The 19,473-nt window shown below is 71.7% G+C and carries 16 protein-coding genes and 1 pseudogene; 13 read left to right on the top strand and 4 right to left on the bottom strand.

Features of this window, described 5'->3' with window-relative positions:
* Nucleotides 1–120: 120 nt before the first annotated feature.
* From ACQPXG_RS31815 to pdhA, 3 genes are read right to left on the bottom strand one after another with little or no spacing between them, the layout of a single operon-like run.
* Nucleotides 121–1,422 (bottom strand): dihydrolipoamide acetyltransferase family protein, encoded by a 1,302-nt coding sequence (locus ACQPXG_RS31815; RefSeq protein WP_433462825.1) that lies wholly within the window; start codon nt 1,420–1,422, stop codon nt 121–123.
* Nucleotides 1,419–2,435, bottom strand: a complete 1,017-nt coding sequence (locus ACQPXG_RS31810; RefSeq protein WP_433462824.1) for an alpha-ketoacid dehydrogenase subunit beta — start codon at nt 2,433–2,435, stop codon at nt 1,419–1,421. Before ACQPXG_RS31810 ends, ACQPXG_RS31815 begins: the two co-directional genes overlap by 4 nt.
* An 11-nt stretch (nt 2,436–2,446) precedes the next feature.
* Nucleotides 2,447–3,571 carry a pyruvate dehydrogenase (acetyl-transferring) E1 component subunit alpha gene (gene pdhA, locus ACQPXG_RS31805; RefSeq protein ID WP_433462823.1) on the bottom strand — a complete coding sequence of 375 codons (1,125 nt, stop codon included), beginning with the start codon at nt 3,569–3,571 and terminating at the stop codon, nt 2,447–2,449.
* 143 nt (nt 3,572–3,714) lie between these two features.
* On the opposite strand from pdhA, the gene ACQPXG_RS31800 reads away from it, so the two are divergent.
* Nucleotides 3,715–4,353, top strand: a complete 639-nt coding sequence (locus ACQPXG_RS31800; protein WP_433462822.1) for a GntR family transcriptional regulator — start codon at nt 3,715–3,717, stop codon at nt 4,351–4,353.
* On the opposite strand, the gene ACQPXG_RS31795 is transcribed toward ACQPXG_RS31800, so the two are convergent.
* Entirely contained in the window at nt 4,335–5,036 is a 702-nt protein-coding gene (locus ACQPXG_RS31795) for a GntR family transcriptional regulator (RefSeq protein ID WP_433462821.1), read from the bottom strand. The genes ACQPXG_RS31800 and ACQPXG_RS31795 overlap by 19 nt on opposite strands.
* A 159-nt stretch (nt 5,037–5,195) precedes the next feature.
* Here ACQPXG_RS31795 and ACQPXG_RS31790 point away from each other — a divergent pair, with 159 nt between their 5' ends.
* The 12 genes and pseudogenes from ACQPXG_RS31790 (at nt 5,196) to ACQPXG_RS31735 (ending at nt 19,386) form a co-directional block, all read left to right on the top strand.
* Entirely contained in the window at nt 5,196–6,425 is a 1,230-nt protein-coding gene (locus ACQPXG_RS31790) for an NRAMP family divalent metal transporter (RefSeq protein WP_433462820.1), read from the top strand.
* An 8-nt stretch (nt 6,426–6,433) separates the two neighbouring features.
* Nucleotides 6,434–7,042 (top strand): 5-oxoprolinase subunit B family protein, encoded by a 609-nt coding sequence (locus ACQPXG_RS31785; RefSeq protein ID WP_433462819.1) that lies wholly within the window; start codon nt 6,434–6,436, stop codon nt 7,040–7,042.
* Entirely contained in the window at nt 7,039–7,929 is an 891-nt protein-coding gene (locus tag ACQPXG_RS31780) for a biotin-dependent carboxyltransferase family protein (protein ID WP_433462818.1), read from the top strand. Before ACQPXG_RS31785 ends, ACQPXG_RS31780 begins: the two co-directional genes overlap by 4 nt.
* A pseudogene (locus ACQPXG_RS31775) lies at nt 7,926–8,717 on the top strand (putative hydro-lyase). Before ACQPXG_RS31780 ends, ACQPXG_RS31775 begins: the two are co-directional and overlap by 4 nt.
* Nucleotides 8,718–8,736: 19 nt before the next feature.
* Entirely contained in the window at nt 8,737–10,188 is a 1,452-nt protein-coding gene (locus tag ACQPXG_RS31770) for a protein kinase domain-containing protein (protein WP_433462817.1), read from the top strand.
* A gap of 160 nt (nt 10,189–10,348) precedes the next feature.
* A complete protein-coding gene (locus ACQPXG_RS31765) occupies nt 10,349–11,632 on the top strand; it encodes an ABC transporter substrate-binding protein (RefSeq protein ID WP_433462816.1) in 1,284 nt (427 codons plus the stop codon).
* Nucleotides 11,632–12,543 carry a carbohydrate ABC transporter permease gene (locus ACQPXG_RS31760; RefSeq protein ID WP_433462815.1) on the top strand — a complete coding sequence of 304 codons (912 nt, stop codon included), beginning with the start codon at nt 11,632–11,634 and terminating at the stop codon, nt 12,541–12,543. The genes ACQPXG_RS31765 and ACQPXG_RS31760 overlap by 1 nt, the downstream gene beginning before the upstream one ends.
* Nucleotides 12,544–12,617: 74 nt before the next feature.
* Nucleotides 12,618–13,511: a carbohydrate ABC transporter permease gene (locus tag ACQPXG_RS31755; RefSeq protein WP_433462814.1), complete on the top strand. Its 894-nt coding sequence runs from the start codon at nt 12,618–12,620 to the stop codon at nt 13,509–13,511.
* Nucleotides 13,511–15,802 carry an alpha-xylosidase gene (gene yicI / locus ACQPXG_RS31750; RefSeq protein WP_433462813.1) on the top strand — a complete coding sequence of 764 codons (2,292 nt, stop codon included), beginning with the start codon at nt 13,511–13,513 and terminating at the stop codon, nt 15,800–15,802. Before ACQPXG_RS31755 ends, yicI begins: the two co-directional genes overlap by 1 nt.
* Entirely contained in the window at nt 15,802–17,166 is a 1,365-nt protein-coding gene (locus ACQPXG_RS31745; RefSeq protein WP_433462812.1) for a GH1 family beta-glucosidase, read from the top strand. Before yicI ends, ACQPXG_RS31745 begins: the two co-directional genes overlap by 1 nt.
* On the top strand, nt 17,163–18,395 hold the full coding sequence (locus ACQPXG_RS31740) for an MFS transporter (RefSeq protein WP_433462811.1): 1,233 nt from the start codon (nt 17,163–17,165) through the stop codon (nt 18,393–18,395). The genes ACQPXG_RS31745 and ACQPXG_RS31740 overlap by 4 nt, the downstream gene beginning before the upstream one ends.
* Nucleotides 18,379–19,386, top strand: a complete 1,008-nt coding sequence (locus ACQPXG_RS31735) for a LacI family DNA-binding transcriptional regulator (protein WP_433462810.1) — start codon at nt 18,379–18,381, stop codon at nt 19,384–19,386. The genes ACQPXG_RS31740 and ACQPXG_RS31735 overlap by 17 nt, the downstream gene beginning before the upstream one ends.
* The last annotated feature ends 87 nt before the right edge of the window (nt 19,387–19,473 follow it).

Genomic DNA, 19,473 nt, shown 5'->3' with positions numbered 1-19,473 from the left:
ATACTTCGCACGCCGCGCCGGATCTGATTGGTCGGTCCCGCCGGCTGGCCGGATACGGCCACGATCGAACCCCGGCCTCACGGTCGACGTCGCCGGAGGCCGGGGGTGATGTTCCGAGCGTCAGGCCACGATGAGCAGCGGGTTCTGGAGCAGCTCGGCGAGGCGGGCCAGGAACTTCGCGCCCGTCGCGCCGTCGGTGGCGCGGTGGTCGACCGAGAGGGTCACCGCCATGCGCTTGCCGGGGACCACCTGGCCGTCGCGGACGACCGGCTCGTCCCGGACGGCTCCCACGGCGAGGATCGCCGCCTCCGGCGGGTTGATCACCGCGGAGAAGGAGTCGACGCCGAACATGCCGAGGTTGCTGACGCTGAACGTCCCGCCGCTCATCTCCTGCGCGGAGAGCTTGCCTTCGCGGGCCTTGCCGGCGAGCTCGCGGGTCTCCTGGCCGATCTGCGAGACGCTCTTGCGGTCGGCGTCCCGGATGACCGGGACGACCAGGCCGTCCGCGACCGCCACCGCGACGCCCACATGGACGCGCTTGTGGAAGAGCAGGTTCTCCTCGGTGTAGGAGACGTTCACCGCCGGGTGCTCGCGCAGCGCGGTCGCCACGGCCTTGACGACCAGGTCGTTCACGCTGACCTTCGCCGGGGCGAGCGCCTCGTTCAGCGTGGCGCGGAACGCCAGCAGCGCCTCGGCGTCCACCTCGCGGTTCAGGTAGAAGTGGGGCGCCTCGCGCTTGCTCTGGGTGAGCCGCTTGGCCGCCACCTTGCGGAACCGGTTCAGCGGGACGGCCTCGACGTCCGGGTCGTCGGTCGTTGCCTGGACGGGCTGAGCCTGGGCGGGCCGACCCTGGACGGGCGGGGCGGACGCCGCGGGAGCCGGGGCGGGGGCCTGGACGCCGGCGCGGACCGCGGCCTCGATGTCGGCGCGGACGATGCGTCCACCCGGCCCCGATCCGTTCAGCGTCGCCAGCTCGATGCCGTGGTCCCGGGCCAGCCGGCGCGCCAGCGGCGACGACGGCGGCCGGGACGCGGCCGGACGCTGCGGTGCCGGCGCCGGCACCGGCGCCGGCGCAGGGGCCGCGGCGGGCGCGGGAGCCTCGGCGGCCACCGGCGCGGGCTCCGGCTCCGGTTCGGCGGCCGGTGCCGGTTCGGCGGCGGGCTCGGCCGCGGGCGCGGCGGCGCCGCCGGCCGGGACGATCACGGCGATCGGGGCGCCGATCGCGGCGGACTCGCCCTCGGCCACGAAGATCTTCTCGAGCACGCCGGCCTCGTAGGCCTCGTACTCCATGACCGCCTTGTCGGTCTCGATGTCGACGATCACGTCGCCGACCGCGACCTCGTCTCCCGGCTGCTTCTGCCAGGAGCTGATGACGCCCTCCTCCATCGTGTCGGAGAGGCGGGGCATGAGGATCTCGGTCATCGGGCGGGCTCCAGGACGGGACGGCCGGTCGCGCGGAGCGTGGCGCGGACGGCGGTGAGCAGGGATTCGGCCGACGGCAGCGCGGCCGTCTCCAGGGACTTGGCGTAGGGGAGCGGCACCTCGGCCATCGCGACCCGGCGGACCGGGGCGTCCAGCCAGTCGAACGCGCCCTCCTGGATCGTCGCGGCGATCTCGGCGCCGATGCCGTAGGTGAGCCAGTCGTCCTCGGCCACCACGGCGGAGCCGGTCTTGCGGACCGAGTCCACGATCGTCCGCCGGTCCAGCGGACGCAGGCTGCGCAGGTCGACGACCTCGGCGGAGATCCCCTCGGCGGCGAGGGTCTCGGCGACCTCCGCGGCGACCCGCGCCATCCGGGAGTAGCCGATGATCGTGATGTCGGTGCCCGGCCGGGTGACGGCGGCGCGGCCGATCTCCGCGGGCTCGATGTCCTCGACCGCCGCGGGCAGCTCGCCCTTGCTGTTGTAGAGGGCGAGGTTCTCCAGGAACAGCACCGGGTCGTCGTCCCGGATCGCGGCCTTCAGCATCGCGGACGCCTCCGCGGGCGTGCTCGGCGCGACGACCTTCAGCCCCGGGATGAACGAGTAGAACAGCTCGACGTTCTGCGAGTGGGTGGCGCCGAGCTGCTGCCCGCCGCCGCCGGGCGTGCGGATCACCATCGGCACGCTGGCCTGCCCGCCGAACATGCCGTAGATCTTCGCGGCGTGGTTGACGATCTGGTCCAGCGCGAGCAGCGAGAAGTTGATCGTCATGATCTCCACGACCGGCCGGAGGCCGAGCATGGCGGCGCCGATCGCGGCGCCGACGAAGCCCTCCTCGGCGATCGGGGTGTCCCGGACGCGGCGCGGCCCGAACTCCTTCAGCAGGCCCTCGGTGATCTTGTAGGAGCCCTCGAAGAGGCCGATCTCCTCGCCCATGAGGAAGACGTTCTCGTCCCGGAGCATCTCGGCGCGGAGCGTGTCCCGGAGGGCCTGGCGGTAGGTCGCGGTTGCCATGGGGGTGCCTCTCAGGAACCGAATACGGGGTCGGCGGGGAGCCGGCGGAGCTCGCCCTGAACGGGGGTGGCATAGGTGTAGTCGAACAGCGTGGACACCTCGGGCGCGGGGCTCTCGTCGGCGAACGCGGCGGCCGCGTCGACCTCGGCCTTGATCTCGGCGTCCAGCCGGTCGCGGTCGTCGTGGGAGAGGATCCCGGCCTCCTCCAGGTCCAGCGCCATCCGGGCGAGGGGGTCGGCGGTCTTCAGCGCCTCCTTCTCCTCCTTGGACCGGTAGCGGGCCGGGTCGACCACCGAGTGGCCCTTCAGCCGGGGGCTCACGGTCTCCAGGAGGTAGGGCCTGCTCTCCGCGCGGGCGCGCTCGACGGCGACGCGCGCGGCGTCCCGCACCGCGACCACGTCGGTGCCGTCCACCCGGGCGCTCTCCATCCGGTAGGCGGCGCCGCGCCGGTACAGCTCGGGCTCGGCGGCGGAGTTCTCCACGGTCGTGCCCATGCCGAGGCCGTTGTTGATCACGACGAAGACGACCGGGAGGTTCCAGAGGCCCGCGATGTTCAGCGACTCGTGGAACGCGCCGATCGCGGTCGTCCCGTCGCCCATGTGGCACATGACGACCTCGTCGCCGCCCTTGTAGGACACGGCGAGCGCCGCGCCGGCGGCGAGGGGCACCTGGCCGCCGACGATCCCGTACCCGCCGAGCAGCCGGGCCTCGGCGTCGAACAGGTGCATCGACCCGCCCCAGCCCTTGGACACGCCCGTGGACCGGCCATACAGCTCGGCCATGACACGGTCCGCGCCGATGCCCTTGGCGATGGCGTAGCCGTGCTCGCGGTAGTTCGTGAACAGGTAGTCGGTGGGACGCAGCGCCGCCATCAGCCCGACGACGGTGGCCTCCTCGCCGAGGTTCAGGTGGCAGTAGCCGCCGATCTTGGCCTCGGTGTAGGCGCGGGCGGCCCGCTCCTCGAACCGCCGGATCAGCAGCATCTGCCGGTAGTAGCCGACGAGCGTCTCGGCGTCGGCCGCCGGGGCGGGCGTCGCCGGCGTCGCGGCGGTCTTCGGCCGGGGGGCCTTGGCGCCGCGCGTCCTCCGGGCGCGGGCCGGGGCGGCCCTGTTGGCCGACTGGACGGTCTCAGCCATCGGCGACCTTCCTCTGTCCGGGGCAGCGCCGTAGGATCGCCACGACACTCCCGATCATTTTTGATCTATGATCGATCATATTCGAGTCTACTCGCCGATCCGTCAAGAGTTACTTACCGACGCTCCGTCTAACATGTGATCCCGTGAACGCGCCGATCCCCGCCCAGCTGCTCCGCACCGGACTCGCCGACCAGATCCGCGAGTTCATCGTGGAGGGCATCAGTTCCGGCCGGTGGGAGCCGGGCGAGCGCATCGTCGAGCGCCGCATCGCCACCGAGCTCGGCGTGAGCCAGGGCCCGGTCCGCGAGGCGCTGCGCCAGTTGGAGGCGCAGCGGCTGATCGAGTCGCTGCCGAACCGCGGCGCCCGCGTCCGGGAGTTCACCGAGCGGGACCTCGCCGAGATCTTCCCCGTCCGCGCCGGGCTGGAGCGGACGGCCGTGGAGCTGGCCCTGCCCCGGCTCGCCGGCTGCCTGGACGAGCTGGAGGAGCACAACCGCCGGCTGGGCGAGGCCGCGCGGACCGGTGACCTGCACGAGCAGATGCGGCTCAGCATCGCCTTCCATCGCGAGATCGTCGAGACGGCCGGGAACCGGCTGCTCGTCTCGGTGTGGGAAGGGCTCGGCATCGAGCTGTGGACGACCCTGTCCCTCCGCCTGCACCACACGGAGATCTACTCCAAGTCGGCCGAGCACGCCGAGCTGATCGAGGCGTTCCGCCGCGCCGACCCGCAGGCCCCGCAACTGCTTCACGACCACGTCATGAACTACGCGCCCTCGCGGTAGGCCTTCGTGAGCTGTGACTCGGCGTCGTCGAGGTAGGAGCGCAGTTCCCGTTCGGCCCCCGCCAGGTCGCCGCGCGCCATCAGGTCGTAGATGCGCCGGTTGCGGGCGAGGTACGGCTCGTGGAATTCGCGCGGCGAGCCCATTTCGTGGAACACGAGCCGCATCTCGGCCAGCAGGTGCCGGGTCATCTCGTCCACTCGGGGGCTGCCCACCAGTGCGGCGAGGGCCTGGTGGAAGTGGATGTCGGCGGTCCCCACGTCCGGCCAGCGCCCGGCCGCGGCGGCTCGCTCGCCGTCCAGGACTGCGGCCTCGACCCGGCCGAGCGCCGCGCGGGTGGTGCCCGCGGCGCACCGCACCCCCTCGCACTCCAGGATCCGCCGGACCCGGTACAGGTCGGCGAGCCCGTCGGCGGTGACACGGCGCACGAACACGCCGCGGTTGAACTCGTGGACGAGGAGCCGCTCCTGCGCGAGCAGCCGGAACGCCTCGCGTACGGTGTTGCGCGAAACCTTCAGAGCCTCGCCCAGTTCCTCCTCGCGGACCCGCTCCCCGGGCGCGAGGCGCCCATCGGTGATCTTCTCGCGCAGCAGGTCGGCGATCCGCGCGGCGGTGCTGGTCCGGTCGAGATCGTGCCGGGCGGCCGCGATGTCGGTCAGCCACGAACCCTGCGCCGGCACGGGCATCAGCCACCTTCCCCGGGGTCGGCGCGGGACACCGCGCGCGCGTTGGTGTGCCCGTCAGCCTAGCCGCAGTGGCAGGAGAATGCATCAACAGGTCTCTTGATGGATTGTTGAACAATCTCTACCCTGGCGGAAAGCTCACCCCCTGGAAGGGGCCCGCCCATGACGGACCGGACCACCCTGGACAAGCACCCCACGACCGCCGCCCCCTCGCGCCGCAGCGCGCTCCTCGGCGCCATGTTCCTGATGGCCACCAGCGCCATCGGGCCCGGCTTCATCACCCAGACCACCGTTTTCACCGCCAAGCTCGGCGCCGCGTTCGCGTTCGCGATCCTCGTGTCCGTCCTGGTGGACATCGCGATCCAGCTGAACGTGTGGCGCGTCGTCGGCGTCTCCGGCATGCGCGCACAGGAACTCGGCAACCGGGTGCTGCCCGGCGCCGGCTACGGCCTCGCCGCGCTGGACGTCTTCGGCGGCCTGGTCTTCAACATCGGCAACATCGCCGGCACGGCCCTCGGGCTGAACGCGCTGCTCGGCCTGGACGTCAAGATCGGCGGCGCGCTCTCCGCGCTGGCCGCCATCGCGATCTTCCTGATCCGGCGGGCGGGCGTCGCCATGGACCGGATCGTGGTCGTGCTCGGCGCGCTGATGATCCTGCTGACCCTGTACGTCGCGTTCGTGTCCGAGCCGCCCGTCGGGGACGCGCTGAAGCAGAGCGTCGCCCCCGGGACGGTCGACTTCCTCGTCATCACCACCCTGATCGGCGGCACGGTCGGTGGCTACATCACCTACGCGGGCGCGCACCGCATGATCGAGTCCGGGCTGACCGGGAGCGAGAACGTCAAGGAGATCAACCGCAGCGCCGTCACCGGCATCCTCGTCACCGGCCTGATGCGGGTGCTGCTGTTCCTCGCCGTCCTCGGCGTCGTCGCCGGCGGCGTCACCCTCGCCAAGGACAACGCCCCGGCGTCCGCCTTCGAGCACGCGGCGGGCGAGGCCGGGCTCCGCCTCTTCGGGCTGATCATGTGGTCGGCGGCGATCACCTCGGTGATCGGCGCGTCCTACACCTCGGTGTCGTTCCTGGTGTCGTTCTCGTCGTTCGTCGAGCGGTACCGCAACCGCCTCGTCGTGGCGTTCATCCTCGTCTCCACCGCCATCTACCTCGCGATCGGGACGGCCCCGGCCAAGCTGCTCATCCTCGCGGGGGCGCTGAACGGGCTGATCCTGCCGTTCGGGCTCGCCGTGCTGCTGTGGGCGGCGGGCCGCCGCCGCGACCTGCTCGGCGGCTACCGGTACCCGCTCTGGCTCCTCGCCCTCGGCGCCGCCGCCTGGCTGCTCTCCCTCTACCTCGGCTGGAACAGCCTGTCCGAGCTCGACAACCTGTGGAAGTGAGGGGCGGGGTGCGGATCCTCCCGAGCGGCGACGCGGCGCTGCTGGTCGAGCTGCCCGGCCTGGCGGACATGCTCGGCCTGTACGCGGCCCTGTCGGCGTCCCCGCCGCCCGGCGTCGCCGACCTCGTCCCGGCGGCCCGCACCCTGACCCTGCTGCTCGATCCGTCCGCCGACCAGGCCGCGGTCGCCGCCGCGGTGCGCGCCGCCCGGCCCGGCACGGCGGACGGCGGCGCGGGCACCGCCGAGATCCCCGTCGTCTACGACGGCGAGGACCTCGGCGAGGTCGCCCGCCGCACCGGCCTCACTCCGGCCGAGGTCGTCGCCGCCCACACCGGGACCCCGTGGCGGGTCGCGTTCACCGGGTTCGCGCCCGGATTCGGCTACCTGGAGGGCGGCGACCCGCGGCTGGACGTCCCGCGCCGCGCGACGCCCCGCGTCCGCGTCCCGGCGGGCGCGGTCGGCCTCGCCGGACGCTTCAGCGGCGTCTACCCGGTCGAGTCCCCGGGCGGCTGGCAGCTCATAGGACGCACGGAGGCCGTGCTATGGGACCTCGACCGCGACCCGCCCGCTCTGCTCCGCCCGGGGGTCCGGGTCCGTTTCGTCCAGCGGGAACCATGAAGCGGGGACTGGACGTTCTCGGGACAGGGCCGCTGGCGACAGTCCAGGACCTGGGCCGCCCGGGTCACGCGGCGCTCGGCGTGGGGGTGTCGGGCGCCGCGGACCCGGGCTCGCTTCGCCTCGCCAACCGGCTGCTCGGCAACGCCGAGGGCGACGCCGCGATCGAGGTCACGTTCGGCGGCCTGCGGGTCCGCTGCCGGGGCGGCGTGTTCGCCGCGGTGACCGGCGCACCGGCCCCGCTGCTGGCGGGCGGCCGCCCCGAGGCGCCCTACTCGGTCTTCCACCTCCCGGACGGGGCCGAGTTCCGGATGGGCTCCCCGCCCACCGGGCTCCGCAGCTACCTGGCCGTCCGCGGGGGCATCGCCGTCCCGCCCGTCCTCGGGTCCCGGTCCACCGACACGCTCGCCGGGCTCGGCCCGGCCCCGCTCGGGCCCGGCGACCTGCTCCCAGTGGGCCCGCCGCCCGCCGGCGCCCCGCTCCTGGACGTCCTGCCCGTCCGCCCGCCGCCCGCCGGCGACATCGGACTGCGCGCGGTGCCCGGGCCCCGCGACGACTGGTTCGCCCCAGGCGCGCTGGACGTCCTCTTCACCGCCGCCTACACGGTGACCAGCGAGATCGACCGCGTCGGCATGCGGCTGGACGGACCCGGTTTGCCGCACGCCGGCCGCGGTGAACTACCCAGCGAGGGGACCGTCACCGGGGCGCTGCAGGTCCCGCCGTCCGGGCTGCCGGTGCTGTTCCTCGCCGACCACCCGCTGACGGGCGGCTACCCCGTCATCGCGGTGGTCGCCTCCGCCGACATCGGACGTGCCGCGCAGGCCCGTCCGGGACAGCGGCTCCGCTTCGTGCCGCATCCCGCGCCACCGCTCGGAAAGGAGAGACCATGACCGCACCCATCGACCCGGGCGCACTGTCGCCCGGCCAGGCCAGGGCGCTGTTCCGCGCCGGCCTCCGCGTGCCCACCTCGGGCTGGTGCGCGGGCTGGACGCAGGCGAACCTCATCGCCGTCCCCCGGGAGCAGGCGTTCGACCTGCTGCTGTTCGCGCAGCGCAACCCCAAGCCGTGCCCCGTCCTGGACGTCACCGAACCCGGCGAGGTGTCCGCCTCCCTGTTCGCCGGCGACCTGCGCACGGACCTGCCCGGCTACGTCGTCTACGAGCACGGCGAACCGGTGGCCGAGGTGTCCGACGTGACCGGGTACTGACGGGGCGACCTGGTGTCGTTCCTGATCGGGTGCAGCTTCACCTTCGAGGACGCGCTCCGCGAGGCCGGGGTCCCGGTCCGGCACATCGAGCAGAACCGCAACGTGCCGATGTACCGGACGAACCGGATGTGCCGCCGCGCCGGCGAGTTCGGCGGCCCGCTGGTCGTGTCGATGCGCCCGGTCCCGGCCGCGCAGGTGGCCGACGCGGTGCGGGTGACGGCGCGGTACCCGTCCGTCCACGGCGCCCCGGTGCACGTCGGCGACCCGCTCGAACTCGGCATCGACGATCTCGGCGCCCCCGACTTCGGCGACCCGGTCGAGGTCCGGGTGGACGAGATCCCCGTGTTCTGGGCGTGCGGCGTGACGCCGCAGGCCGCCGTGATGGCGTCCCGCCCGAAGCTCGCGATCGGGCACGCCCCCGGCCACATGGCGATCACCGACGTCCGCGACAACCGGTACCTCGTGCCCTGATCCGGCATAGGCTGCGTCCATGCCGGACATCGTCGCCCCGGGCGACCGCCTCGGGGAGCGCTACCGCCTGGAACGGCCCCTCGGCGCCGGCGGCATGGCGACCGTCTGGCGCGCGGTCGACCTCGTCCTCGACCGCGCCGTCGCGGTCAAGGTGCCGCTGGAGGGCCGGCCCGAGGAGTTCACGCGGCGGCTCCGCCGGGAGGCGCAGGCCGCCGCGGCGCTCACCCACCCGAACATCACCGGCGTCTTCGATTACGGCGAACACGAAACCGGCCTGGTGGGCCGGCGGGGCCGTATCCCCTACGTGGTCATGGAACTGCTGGACGGAGAGACCCTGTCGGCGCGGCTGGCCCGCGGCCCGCTGCCGTGGCGCGAGGCGGCGGGGATCTGCGCCCGTGTCGCGGACGCGCTGGCCGCCGCGCACGCCGCCGACGTCGTCCACCGCGACATCAAGCCCGCGAACGTCTTCCTCACCCCGGTCGGCGTGAAGGTCCTGGACTTCGGCATCGCGTTCACGGGCACGTCCGGCGGCGAGGTCCTGGGCACCCCCGCCTACGTGGCCCCCGAACTGCTGACCGGCACGGCCCCGACCTCGGCGGCCGACATCTACTCTCTGGGCGTCGTCCTCCACGAGTGCCTGACCGGCGCCCCGCCCACCCCCGCCTCGACCTTCCGGAAGGACACTCCGGACGAGGTCGCCGACCTCTGCCACCGGTGCATGGCCCCCGACCCGGGGGCCCGGCCGTCCGCCACCGACGTCGCCCGCCTGCTGGCCGGCGCCGCCGGCATCCAGTTGGCCAGTCTCCCGTCGGACGAGGCGGCCCCACCCGCCGACCACGGCCGCTGGCTTCCGGATCCGCCGGAGGATCCGACGGAGGTGCCGACGGTCGTCCTGGACGATCCGGCCCCACCCGCAGAACCCCGGGAGACCGCGGGTGAGCCGGTGTCCTCCGGCGGGCCGGCCGCTCCTGGCGGCTCACCTCCGTCCGGGAAGCCGGCACCGGCGTCCGCGCGGAAACCGCTGGTGATCGCCGGGGCCGCGGTGGGTGCGGCGGCGGTGGTGGCCGCGCTCCTCGCGGCGCTGGCGCCCGATTCCTCCGACCGCGCGGGGGCGGGGCCGTCCGCGCCGCCGTCCGCGACAAGGACGGCGGCGATCGCGTGCTCGGTCTCGTACCGGGTGGACGGGGCCTGGCCGCAGGGTTTCCAGGCGACCGTGCGGATCACCAACCTCGGGGGCGCCGCGATCGACGGCTGGAAGCTGGGCTTCGCGTTCCCGGACGGTCAGGCCATCACCCAGATCTGGAACGGCGCCCAGGAGCAGGACGGGGCGTCCGTCACGGTGACGGCGGCGGACTGGAACCGGTCGATCCCGCCGCGCGGGACCGCGGAGTTCGGGTTCCTCGGCCGGCAGGACGGCGACAACGGCACGCCCTCGCGGTTCACCCTGAACGGCGGGGAGTGCCGGGGCTGATCCCGATCATGGGAGCGCTCCCAGCCTGTTTTTGCAGGTCAGTGTGGCCGTGCCCGAATTGATGCGGGTCCGCCTATTGTGTCGCGGCTCACCCAGGGCTTAGCATCCCGGCAATCGAAGCGCTTCGACAGGCACTCGGTCCCACCCCCGGAGGAAGACCATGATCAAGGCAGGCAGGAGTGCGGCGGTGCTCGCCGCCCTTGCCGCGGCGGCGCTGTCGCTCACCGCGTGCGGCGGCGACGACGGCGGCTCCGGCGGCAAGGAGTTGAAGCTCTGGCACTACGAGGCCCCCGACAGCGCCATGGGCAAGGCCTGGAACGAGGCGATCAAGGAGTTCGAGGCCACCCACCCCGGCGTGAAGGTGAAGTTCGAGGAGAAGGGCTTCGAGCAGATCCAGAAGACCGCGCCGATGGTCCTGAACTCCAAGGACGCCCCCGACGTCATGGAGTACAACAAGGGCAACGCGACCGCCGGCCTGCTGTCCAAGCAGGGACTGCTCACCGATCTCACCCCCGAGGTCACCAAGCGCGGCTGGGACAAGCTGATCAGCCCGAACGTCCAGGTCACCGCCAAGTACGACGCCAAGGGCACGATGGGCGGCGACAAATGGTACGGCGTGCCGAACTATGCCGAGTACCTGCAGGTTTACTACAACAAGGACCTGTTCAAGAAGTACGACGTCGAGATCCCGACCACCTACGCCGAGCTCACCGCCGCGATGGACAAGTTCGTGGCGAAGGGCGTCACGCCGCTGACCAACGCGGGCGCCGAGTACATGGCGCACCAGTTCGTCTACCAGCTCGCCCTCGACAAGGCCGACCGCTCCTGGGTGGACGCCTTCCAGCGCTACACCGGCAAGACGAACTTCAACGACGCCGCCTGGACGGCCGGGGCGACGACCTTCGCCGACTGGGTGAAGAAGGGCTACGTCGCCAAGAACTCCGTCAGCCTCAAGGCGGAGGACGCCGGTGTCGCGTTCATGAGCGGCAAGTTCCCGATGATGTTCTCCGGATCCTGGTGGTTCGGCCGGGTCGCCGCTGAGGCGAAGTTCGACTGGGAGACCGCCGTCTGGCCGGGCGCCAAGATGACGCTCGGCTCGGGCGGGAACCTGTGGGTCGTCCCGAAGGGCTCGGAGAACAAGCAGCTCGCCTATGACTTCATCGACATCACGATGAAGAAGAAGGTGCAGAACATCCTCGGCAACGCGGGCGGCGTCCCGGTGGCGGCGGACCAGTCCGCGATCACCGACGCCAAGGCCAAGAAGCTCATCGCCGACTTCGACAAGCTGACGCAGACCGACGGGCTGGCCTACTACCCGGACTGGCCGGTCGCCGGCTTCTACGACGCCTGGGTGTCGCAGATCCAGAAGCTGATGAACGGCACCGCGCCGGGCGAGGTCCTGGGCAACATCCAGAAGACCTACGACGGCGGCCTGCCGAAGTGATGCAACAGGGCCGTGGCCGGTCGCGGGAGCAGCTGGCGTACCTGCCGTACCTGCTCCCCGGCCTGCTCCTCTTCATCGCCGTCATCGGCGTGCCGTTCCTGATGAACCTGGGGACGAGCTTCACCGAGTGGACGGGCGTCGGCACCCCGAAGTGGATCGGGCTCGGCAACTACCGGGAGCTGGTGGAGGACGGCGAGTTCTGGGCCTCGTTCCGGCACAACATCCTGATCATCGTCGGGATGGCGATCGTCCCGACGATGATCGGGCTGGTGCTGGCCTCGGCCCTGACCGACCTCGTGGACCGGCACTTCGGGCCGCGCACCGCGAGCGTCCTGCGCGCTTGCCTCTACCTCCCGCAGGTGCTGCCGGTCGTCATCGCGGGCGTGGTGTGGAGCTGGCTGCTGGCCCCCGAGAACGGCGCGGTCAACTCGCTGCTGGACGCGGTGGGCCTCGGCTCGCTCGCGCACGACTGGCTCGGCGACCCGGCCACGGCCCTGTGGAGCGTCGTCGGCGTCATGGTCTGGATGCAGATCGGATTCCCGCTGGTGATCTTCATGTCGGGGCTGCAGCGGGTCGACCCGTCGCTCTACGAGGCGGCGGAGATCGACGGCGCCACCTGGGCCCGCCGGTTCCGGCACATCACGATCCCGCAGATCCGGCCCGAGATCTTCGTGGTCCTGCTGTGGACGACGATCGCCGCGCTGAAGGCGTTCCCGCAGATCTTCGTGCTCACCAAGGGCGGCCCGGGCGGGGCGACGAACGTGCCGTCCTACTACTCCTGGGTCAACTTCTTCGAGAAGTCGGACGTGGGCTACGGCTCGGCGATCTCGACCGTGCTGACGCTGGTCATCATCGCGCTGACCGTCGTCTTCCTGCGCATGCAGGGCCGTGATCTGGAGGAGGCCCGATGACCGCAGCGAAGCGAGGATCTTCGGGCCTCCAGGCCCGGGGGTCTGGGGGTCGCCCCCCAGAAAGGCAGGGCCCGATGACGGCGACGCTTACCAAGAAGGCCGGGACGCCGCCGCGCGGCCGGCCGGGCACGGCGCGCCGCCCGCGCCGGCGCGGCCCGTCCGCCTACGCGGTGCTGGTGGCACTGGTCGCGCTGGCCGGCGTGATGCTGATCCCGTTCGTCGTGGTCGTCTTCAACGCGCTGAAGACGCCGCAGGAGTACTCCTCGAAGGGTCCGCTGTCGCCGCCGGACGGCTTCAACCTGGACGCCGTCCAGGAGTTCTGGGAGCGCGTCGGGTTCGGGCACGTCCTGCTGAACAGCGTGATCATCAGCGGGTCCGTCGCGATCCTCGCCGTGCTGCTGTCGGTGCTGAACGCGTACGCGCTCGGCATCGGGCGGATCAAGGGACGGATGTGGGTGCTCGTCCTGCTGCTGATGGCGAACACGCTGCCGCAGGAGGCGCTCGTCTACCCGCTGTACTACATGTCGAAGCAGGTCGGCCTGTACGACACCAGGATCAGCGTGATCATCGTGTTCACGGTCATCCAGAGCGCGTTCGGCACCTACCTGCTGTCGTCCGTGATGACGGCGTTCCCGCGCCCGCTGCTGGAGGCGGCGCGGATCGACGGCGCCGGGCGCTGGCAGGTGCTGTGGCGGGTGGTCGTCCCGGTCGTCCGGCCGACGCTGTCGGTGCTGCTCGTGTTCTTCTTCGTGTGGACCTGGAACGAGTTCCTGATCCCCATGGTCTTCCTCATCTCCAACGAGAACCAGACGGTCTCGGTCGCGCTCGGCGTGCTGCAGGGACAGCGCCTCATGGACGCCACCATGTCCAGCGCCGCGTCGCTGCTCGGCCTCCTCCCGACCGTCGTCTTCTTCCTCATCTTCCAGCGCACTCTCTCGCGCGGACTGACAGCGGGGGCCATTAAGTAATGAAGTTCAGCGATGGCTACTGGATGATGCGCGAGGGTGTGCGGGCGTTTCATCCGGTGGAGGTCCTCGACGTCGACGCCGGGCTGGGCTCTTTCAAGGTCTATGCGCCCGTTCAGCGGATCAGGCACCGGGGCGACCTGCTCAAAGGGCCGGTGGTGACGGTGACCTGCGAGTCGCCGATGCCGGACGTCATCGGCGTCACCCTCACCCATTTCGCGGGGGAGCGGCGGCGCGGCCCCGATTTCGATCTGGCCACCGATCCGACCGGCGAAGTGACCGTGGACGACGAAGCGGCGACGCTGACGTCCGGTGCGTTGTCGGTGCGGGTCGGGCGGGGTGAGGAATGGGGCGTCGATTTCCTCGCGGGCGGACGCCGGCTGACCGGAAGCGCGCCGAAGGCGCAGGCCGTCATCGACACCGACGACGGACGCCATTACGTGCGGGAACAACTCGATCTCGGGGTCGACCACTTCGTCTACGGGCTCGGTGAACGGTTCGGGCCACTGGTGAAGAACGGCCAGGCCGTGGACGTGTGGAACGCCGACGGCGGGACGGCGAGCGAGCAGGCGTACAAGAACGTGCCGTTCTTCCTGACGAACGCGGGCTACGGCGTGTTCGTCGACCATCCCGGGCGCGTGTCGTTCGAAGTGGCGTCGGAGGCCGTCGCCCGGACGCAGTTCAGCGTCGAGGGCCAGTCGATGCGGTACTTCGTGATCTACGGGCCCACTCCCAAGGAGATCCTGCGCAAGTACACGGCCCTCACCGGGCGGCCCGCCCGGCTGCCGGAATGGTCGTTCGGGCTTTGGCTGTCCACGTCGTTCACCACCTCGTACGACGAGGAGACGGTGACCTCGTTCATCGAGGGCATGGCATCTCGCGACCTGCCGCTCAGCGTCTTCCATTTCGACTGCTTCTGGATGCGCGAGTTCCAGTGGTGCGACTTCGAGTGGGACCCGCGTGTCTTCCCGGATCCCGGGGGGATGCTGCGACGGCTGCGGGAACGTGGGCTGCGCGTTTGCGTCTGGATCAATCCCTACATCGGGCAGCGCTCACCTCTGTTCGAGGAGGGACGCTCCCACGGCTATCTGCTGAAGCGCCCCAACGGGGACGTGTGGCAGTGGGACAAGTGGCAGCCCGGCCTGGCCGTGGTCGACTTCACCAACCCCGAGGCGCGGGAATGGTACGCCGGGAAGCTCGAAGCGCTGCTCGACATGGGCGTGGACTGCTTCAAGACCGACTTCGGCGAGCGCATCCCAACGGACGTCGTCTACCACGACGGCTCTGACCCGGAACGGGCCCACAATTACTACACATACCTCTACAACCAGACGGTTTTCGACCTGCTCCGCAAGAAGCGCGGCGAGGGCGAGGCGGTGGTCTTCGCCCGCTCCGCCACGACCGGGGGGCAGCGCTTTCCCGTGCACTGGGGCGGTGACTCCGAATCGACGTTCGAGGCCATGGGGGAGAGCCTTCGCGGTGGTCTTTCCCTGGGCATGTCGGGGTTCGGCTATTGGAGTCACGACATCGGCGGTTTCGAGGGGACGCCCGACCCGGCGCTGTTCAAGCGGTGGATCGCGTTCGGTCTGCTGTCCTCGCACAGCCGCCTGCACGGCAGCCATTCCTACCGGGTGCCGTGGCTTTTCGACGAGGAGTCGGTGGACGTCCTCCGGGAGTTCACGCATCTGAAGATGCGGCTCATGCCCTACCTCGCCGGAGCCGCCCGCCAGGCGTACGGCGAAGGGCTGCCGATCATGCGGGCGATGCTCGTCGAGTTCCCGGACGACCCCGCCTGCACGCACCTGGAACGCCAGTACATGCTCGGTGACGACCTCCTCGTCGCGCCCGTGTTCTCGTCCGATGGCGAGGTCTCGTACTACGTGCCGGAAGGTGTGTGGACGCATTACCTCACCGGCGAACGCATCCAAGGCGGACGCTGGGTTCGGGAGCGGCACGGGTTCGACAGCGTGCCGCTGCTCGTCCGTCCTGGGACGGTCCTTCCTGAGGGGGCCGTGGACGATCGTCCCGACTACGACCACGCCGACGGCGTCACGCTGCGCGTGTACGAGCCGTCCGACGGGACCACGGTCGTCACCCAGATAGGCGACCGCACGTTCACCACGACGAGAAACGGTAAAAGCCTGCGCGTGACAGGCGAGGGAGCCTGGAACGTTCTTCTCGTCAACGCACGGGTGACCGCGGTAGAGGGCGGCGAGCGCTCCGACCATCCGCACGGTGTTCTCGTCAAGTCGACCAGCGGCGAAGTGCTCATCACCCTGGAAGAGGAGAACTGATGGGGTTCCCGGAAGGGTTCCTGTGGGGAGCGGCCACCGCCGCCTACCAGATCGAGGGGGCCGCCCAGGAGGACGGCCGCGCAGCGTCCATCTGGGACACGTTCAGTCATACTCCCGGCAAGGTCCTCAACGGCGACACGGGTGACGTCGCCACGGACCACTACCACCGCCGGCAACAGGACGTGGCGACGATGTCCGAACTCGGCATCGGCGCCTACCGGTTCTCCATCTCCTGGTCGCGCGTCCTCCCGGAAGGAACCGCCAACCAGAAGGGCATGGACTTCTACTCCCGACTGGTCGACGAGCTCCTCGAACACGGCATCGCCCCCGTCGCGACCCTCTACCACTGGGACCTGCCGCAGGTCCTGGAGGACGCGGGCGGCTGGCCCGAGCGCGACACGGCCCGCCGGTTCGCCGACTACGCCGAGCGGATCGGACGCGTCCTCGGCGACCGCGTCCACACGTGGACGACGCTGAACGAGCCGTGGTGCTCGGCGTTCCTCGGCTACGGGTCCGGCGTCCACGCCCCGGGCCGCACCGACCCGGTGGCCGCGCTCCGGGCCGCCCACCACCTCAACCTCGCCCACGGTCTCGCCGTCCGGGCGTTGCGCGGCGTGGTCTCCCCATCCGCGCAGCATTCGGTCACGCTCAACCTGCACCATCTGCGCGGCGAGGCGGAGGCCGTCCGGCGGGTGGACGCCGTCTCCAACCGCGTGTTCCTCGACCCGATGCTCGGCAGCGGCTACCCCGCCGACCTGCTGGACGACACGGCGCACCTGACCGACTGGAGCTTCCTGCACGATGGCGACGCGGAGATCGCCGCCGCGCCGCTCGACATCCTCGGCGTCAACTACTACTCGCCCACCCTCGTCCGGGAGTGGGACGGAGTGTCCCCGCGGGCCCACGCGGACGGCCACCGCCCAGGCGCCGCGACCCCGTTCGTCGGCTGCGACGACGTCGAGTTCGCCGAACAGCCAGGCCCCCACACGGCGATGGGCTGGCCGATCGACGCGACCGGCATGGAGGAGCTTCTCCTGCGGCTGCACCGCGAGTACCCGCACACACCGCTGATGATCACCGAGAACGGTGCCGCCTTCGACGACGTCGTGGACGACGACGGCCGCGTCCGCGACGACCGGCGCGTCGCCTACCTGCGCGATCACATCGCCGCCGTCGAGAGGGCGTGCCAGGCCGGGGCCGACGTCCGCGGCTACTTCGCCTGGTCGCTGCTGGACAACTTCGAATGGGCCTACGGCTACTCCAAGCGCTTCGGCCTCGTCCACGTCGACTACACCACCGGCGAGCGCACCTGGAAGGACAGCGCCTCCTGGTACCGCGACACCATCGCCCGTGGGCCGTCATGAGCGGGGCACGCGCGGGAGCGGCGGTCGCGGCCCTTGCCTTGGCCGCGTTCGCCTTCGGCACGACCGAGAACCTGCCGATAGGTCTTCTCCCGCTCATCGCGGAGGACCTGGACGTCTCCCCGTCGGCGGTCGGCCTGCTCGTCACCGGCTACGGGATCGTGGTCGCGGTCGTCTCCGTCCCGCTCGTCCGGATCACGGTCCGGATGGGCCGCCGCCGGCTGCTGACCGGCGTGATGGCCGTGTTCGTCGTCATGACGTTCGCGGCCTCGGCCGCCCCCGGCTACGGCACCCTGTTCGGCGCGCGGCTCGTGACCGCGCTCGCGCAGGCGGTGTTCTGGCCGGTGGCCGTGGTCGCGGCGGCCGGCCTGCTGCCGCCGGAGTCGCGGGGCCGGGCCGCCGCCTACGTGTTCGCGGGCGGGTCGCTGGCCATCGTCCTCGGCGTTCCCGCCGGGGCGTGGATCGGACGGGTCGCCGGCTGGCGCACGTCCTTCGCCGTCCTCGGCGTCCTGTGCCTGATCTCCTTCGCGGCCATCGCCGCACTGCTGCCCGGCGGCAGGGCGGACGGCCCGAACCCGGTCGCGGCGACCGATCCGGACGCGCGGCGCTTCCGGCTGCTGGTCGTCACGATCATGCTGGTCGTCGGCGGGGTCTTCACCGCCTACACCTACATCGCCGAGTTCCTGACCCGCGTCAGCGGCTTCCCGGAATCGGCGCTCAGCCCGCTCCTGCTGGCGAACGGCGTCGCCGACATCGCCGGGGTGGTCATCGCCGGCGTCGTGGTGGACCGCGGCCCGCGCGCCCTGCTCGCCGGGTCCACCGCGGTGCTGGCGCTCGCGCTGCTCGGCCTGTTCGCGTTCGGCGCCGCGGCGATCCCCGCGGTCGTCATGCTCGTGCTGCTCGGCATCGGGCTGCCGGGCGCCGCGACCGCCATGCAGGCCAGGGTGCTGGAGTCGGCGCCGGGCGACACCGACATCGCCTCGGCGTGGACGTCCGCCGGTTTCAACGTCGGCATCGCCGGCGGTGCCCTGCTCGGCGGAGCGCTGCTGCCGTTGACCGGGGTGCGCGGCACGGCCCTCGCGGGCGCGGCGGTGGCCGGCTCGGCCCTCGCGGTCATCGGGCTGGAGCGGCCGTCCCGCGCCCGCGCCCCGACCGGGTCGGGCCGGGCTACGATCATTCGCACTCTCCACCCCTTCGAGGACGACGGGACGGTCCGTGGTCAAGATCACTGATGTGGCGCGGCACGCGGGAGTGTCGCCGAGCACGGTCTCCTACGTGCTGAGCGGCAAGCGCTCGATCTCCGAGGAGACCCGGCGGCGCGTCCGGGAGAGCATCCGCGAGCTCGGGTACCGGCCGCACGCGGGCGCCCGCGCCCTCGCCAGCAGCCGGTCCAACGTGCTCGCGCTGATGATCCCGCTGCGCTCCGGCATCGCGGTGCCCGTCGTCATGCAGTTCGCCGTCTCGGTCGTCACCGCCGCCCGCCGCCACGACCACGACGTCCTGCTGCTCACCCAGGAGGAGGGCGAGGACGGGCTGCGCCGCGTCGCCGACAGCGCCCTCGTCGACGCGCTGATCGTGATGGACGTCCAGATGAAGGACCCGCGGCTGCCGCTGCTGCGCTCCCTGGACCGGCCGAGCGTGCTCATCGGCTTCCCCGCCGACGCCGACGACCTGACCTGCATCGACCTCGACTTCCACGCCGCCGGCGCGGTCTGCGTCGAGCACCTCGCCGAGCTCGGGCACCGGGAGATCGCGCTGATCGGCTCCCCGCCCGAGGTGTACGCGCGGCAGACCGGCTACGCCCAGCGGGTCGCCGACGGGTTCGCCGCGGCGGTGCGCGAGCACGGCCTGACCGGGGACGTCCACCCGTGCGAGTCCACCGCGGACGCCGCCCGCGAGCTGGTCGCGCGGCTGCTCGCCGAGCGTCCCGGCCTCACCGGCGTCCTCGTCCACAACGAGCCGGTGGTCGGCCCGGTCGTGCGGGCGCTGCGCGCCGCGGGCCGCCGCGTCCCCGAGGACGTGTCCGTCGTCGCGCTGTGCCCGGACGAGATGGCCGAGCACGCCGAGCCGCCGCTGTCGTCCGTCGCGATCCCCGCCGAGGAGGTCGGCGGCCGCGCCGTGGAGCTGCTGATGTCCAAGCTCGACGGCGTGCCCGTCCCGGCCGCCACCCTGCTCCCGCCCACCCTGACCCGGCGCGCCAGCAGCGCGCCCGTTGCCCGCTGACAAGCCGACAAGGAGGAGCAGGGCCCCGCTCGGCCCTTATCGAAGCGCTTCGATAGTCATCTTTCGGGGGCTAGTCCAAGAGGAGAA

The sequence above is a fragment of the Spirillospora sp. CA-128828 genome, assembly GCF_050945415.1.
GTDB lineage: Bacteria > Actinomycetota > Actinomycetes > Streptosporangiales > Streptosporangiaceae > Spirillospora.
This window is presented reverse-complemented; position numbering and strand designations above follow the sequence as displayed.

Bases quoted from the DNA above. Each gene is read 5' to 3' on its own strand.
- ACQPXG_RS31810 (WP_433462824.1), bottom strand. From the start codon at position 2,435: ATGGCAACCGCGACCTACCGCCAGGCCCTCCGGGACACGCTCCGCGCC.
- ACQPXG_RS31765 (WP_433462816.1), top strand. From the start codon at position 10,349: ATGATCAAGGCAGGCAGGAGTGCGGCGGTGCTCGCCGCCCTTGCCGCG.
- ACQPXG_RS31740 (WP_433462811.1), top strand. From the start codon at position 17,163: ATGAGCGGGGCACGCGCGGGAGCGGCGGTCGCGGCCCTTGCCTTGGCC.
- ACQPXG_RS31780 (WP_433462818.1), top strand. From the start codon at position 7,039: ATGAAGCGGGGACTGGACGTTCTCGGGACAGGGCCGCTGGCGACAGTC.
- ACQPXG_RS31790 (WP_433462820.1), top strand. From the start codon at position 5,196: ATGACGGACCGGACCACCCTGGACAAGCACCCCACGACCGCCGCCCCC.
- ACQPXG_RS31760 (WP_433462815.1), top strand. From the start codon at position 11,632: ATGCAACAGGGCCGTGGCCGGTCGCGGGAGCAGCTGGCGTACCTGCCG.
- ACQPXG_RS31755 (WP_433462814.1), top strand. From the start codon at position 12,618: ATGACGGCGACGCTTACCAAGAAGGCCGGGACGCCGCCGCGCGGCCGG.
- ACQPXG_RS31795 (WP_433462821.1), bottom strand. From the start codon at position 5,036: ATGCCCGTGCCGGCGCAGGGTTCGTGGCTGACCGACATCGCGGCCGCC.
- yicI (WP_433462813.1), top strand. From the start codon at position 13,511: ATGAAGTTCAGCGATGGCTACTGGATGATGCGCGAGGGTGTGCGGGCG.
- ACQPXG_RS31745 (WP_433462812.1), top strand. From the start codon at position 15,802: ATGGGGTTCCCGGAAGGGTTCCTGTGGGGAGCGGCCACCGCCGCCTAC.
- ACQPXG_RS31770 (WP_433462817.1), top strand. From the start codon at position 8,737: ATGCCGGACATCGTCGCCCCGGGCGACCGCCTCGGGGAGCGCTACCGC.
- pdhA (WP_433462823.1), bottom strand. From the start codon at position 3,571: ATGGCTGAGACCGTCCAGTCGGCCAACAGGGCCGCCCCGGCCCGCGCC.
- ACQPXG_RS31815 (WP_433462825.1), bottom strand. From the start codon at position 1,422: ATGACCGAGATCCTCATGCCCCGCCTCTCCGACACGATGGAGGAGGGC.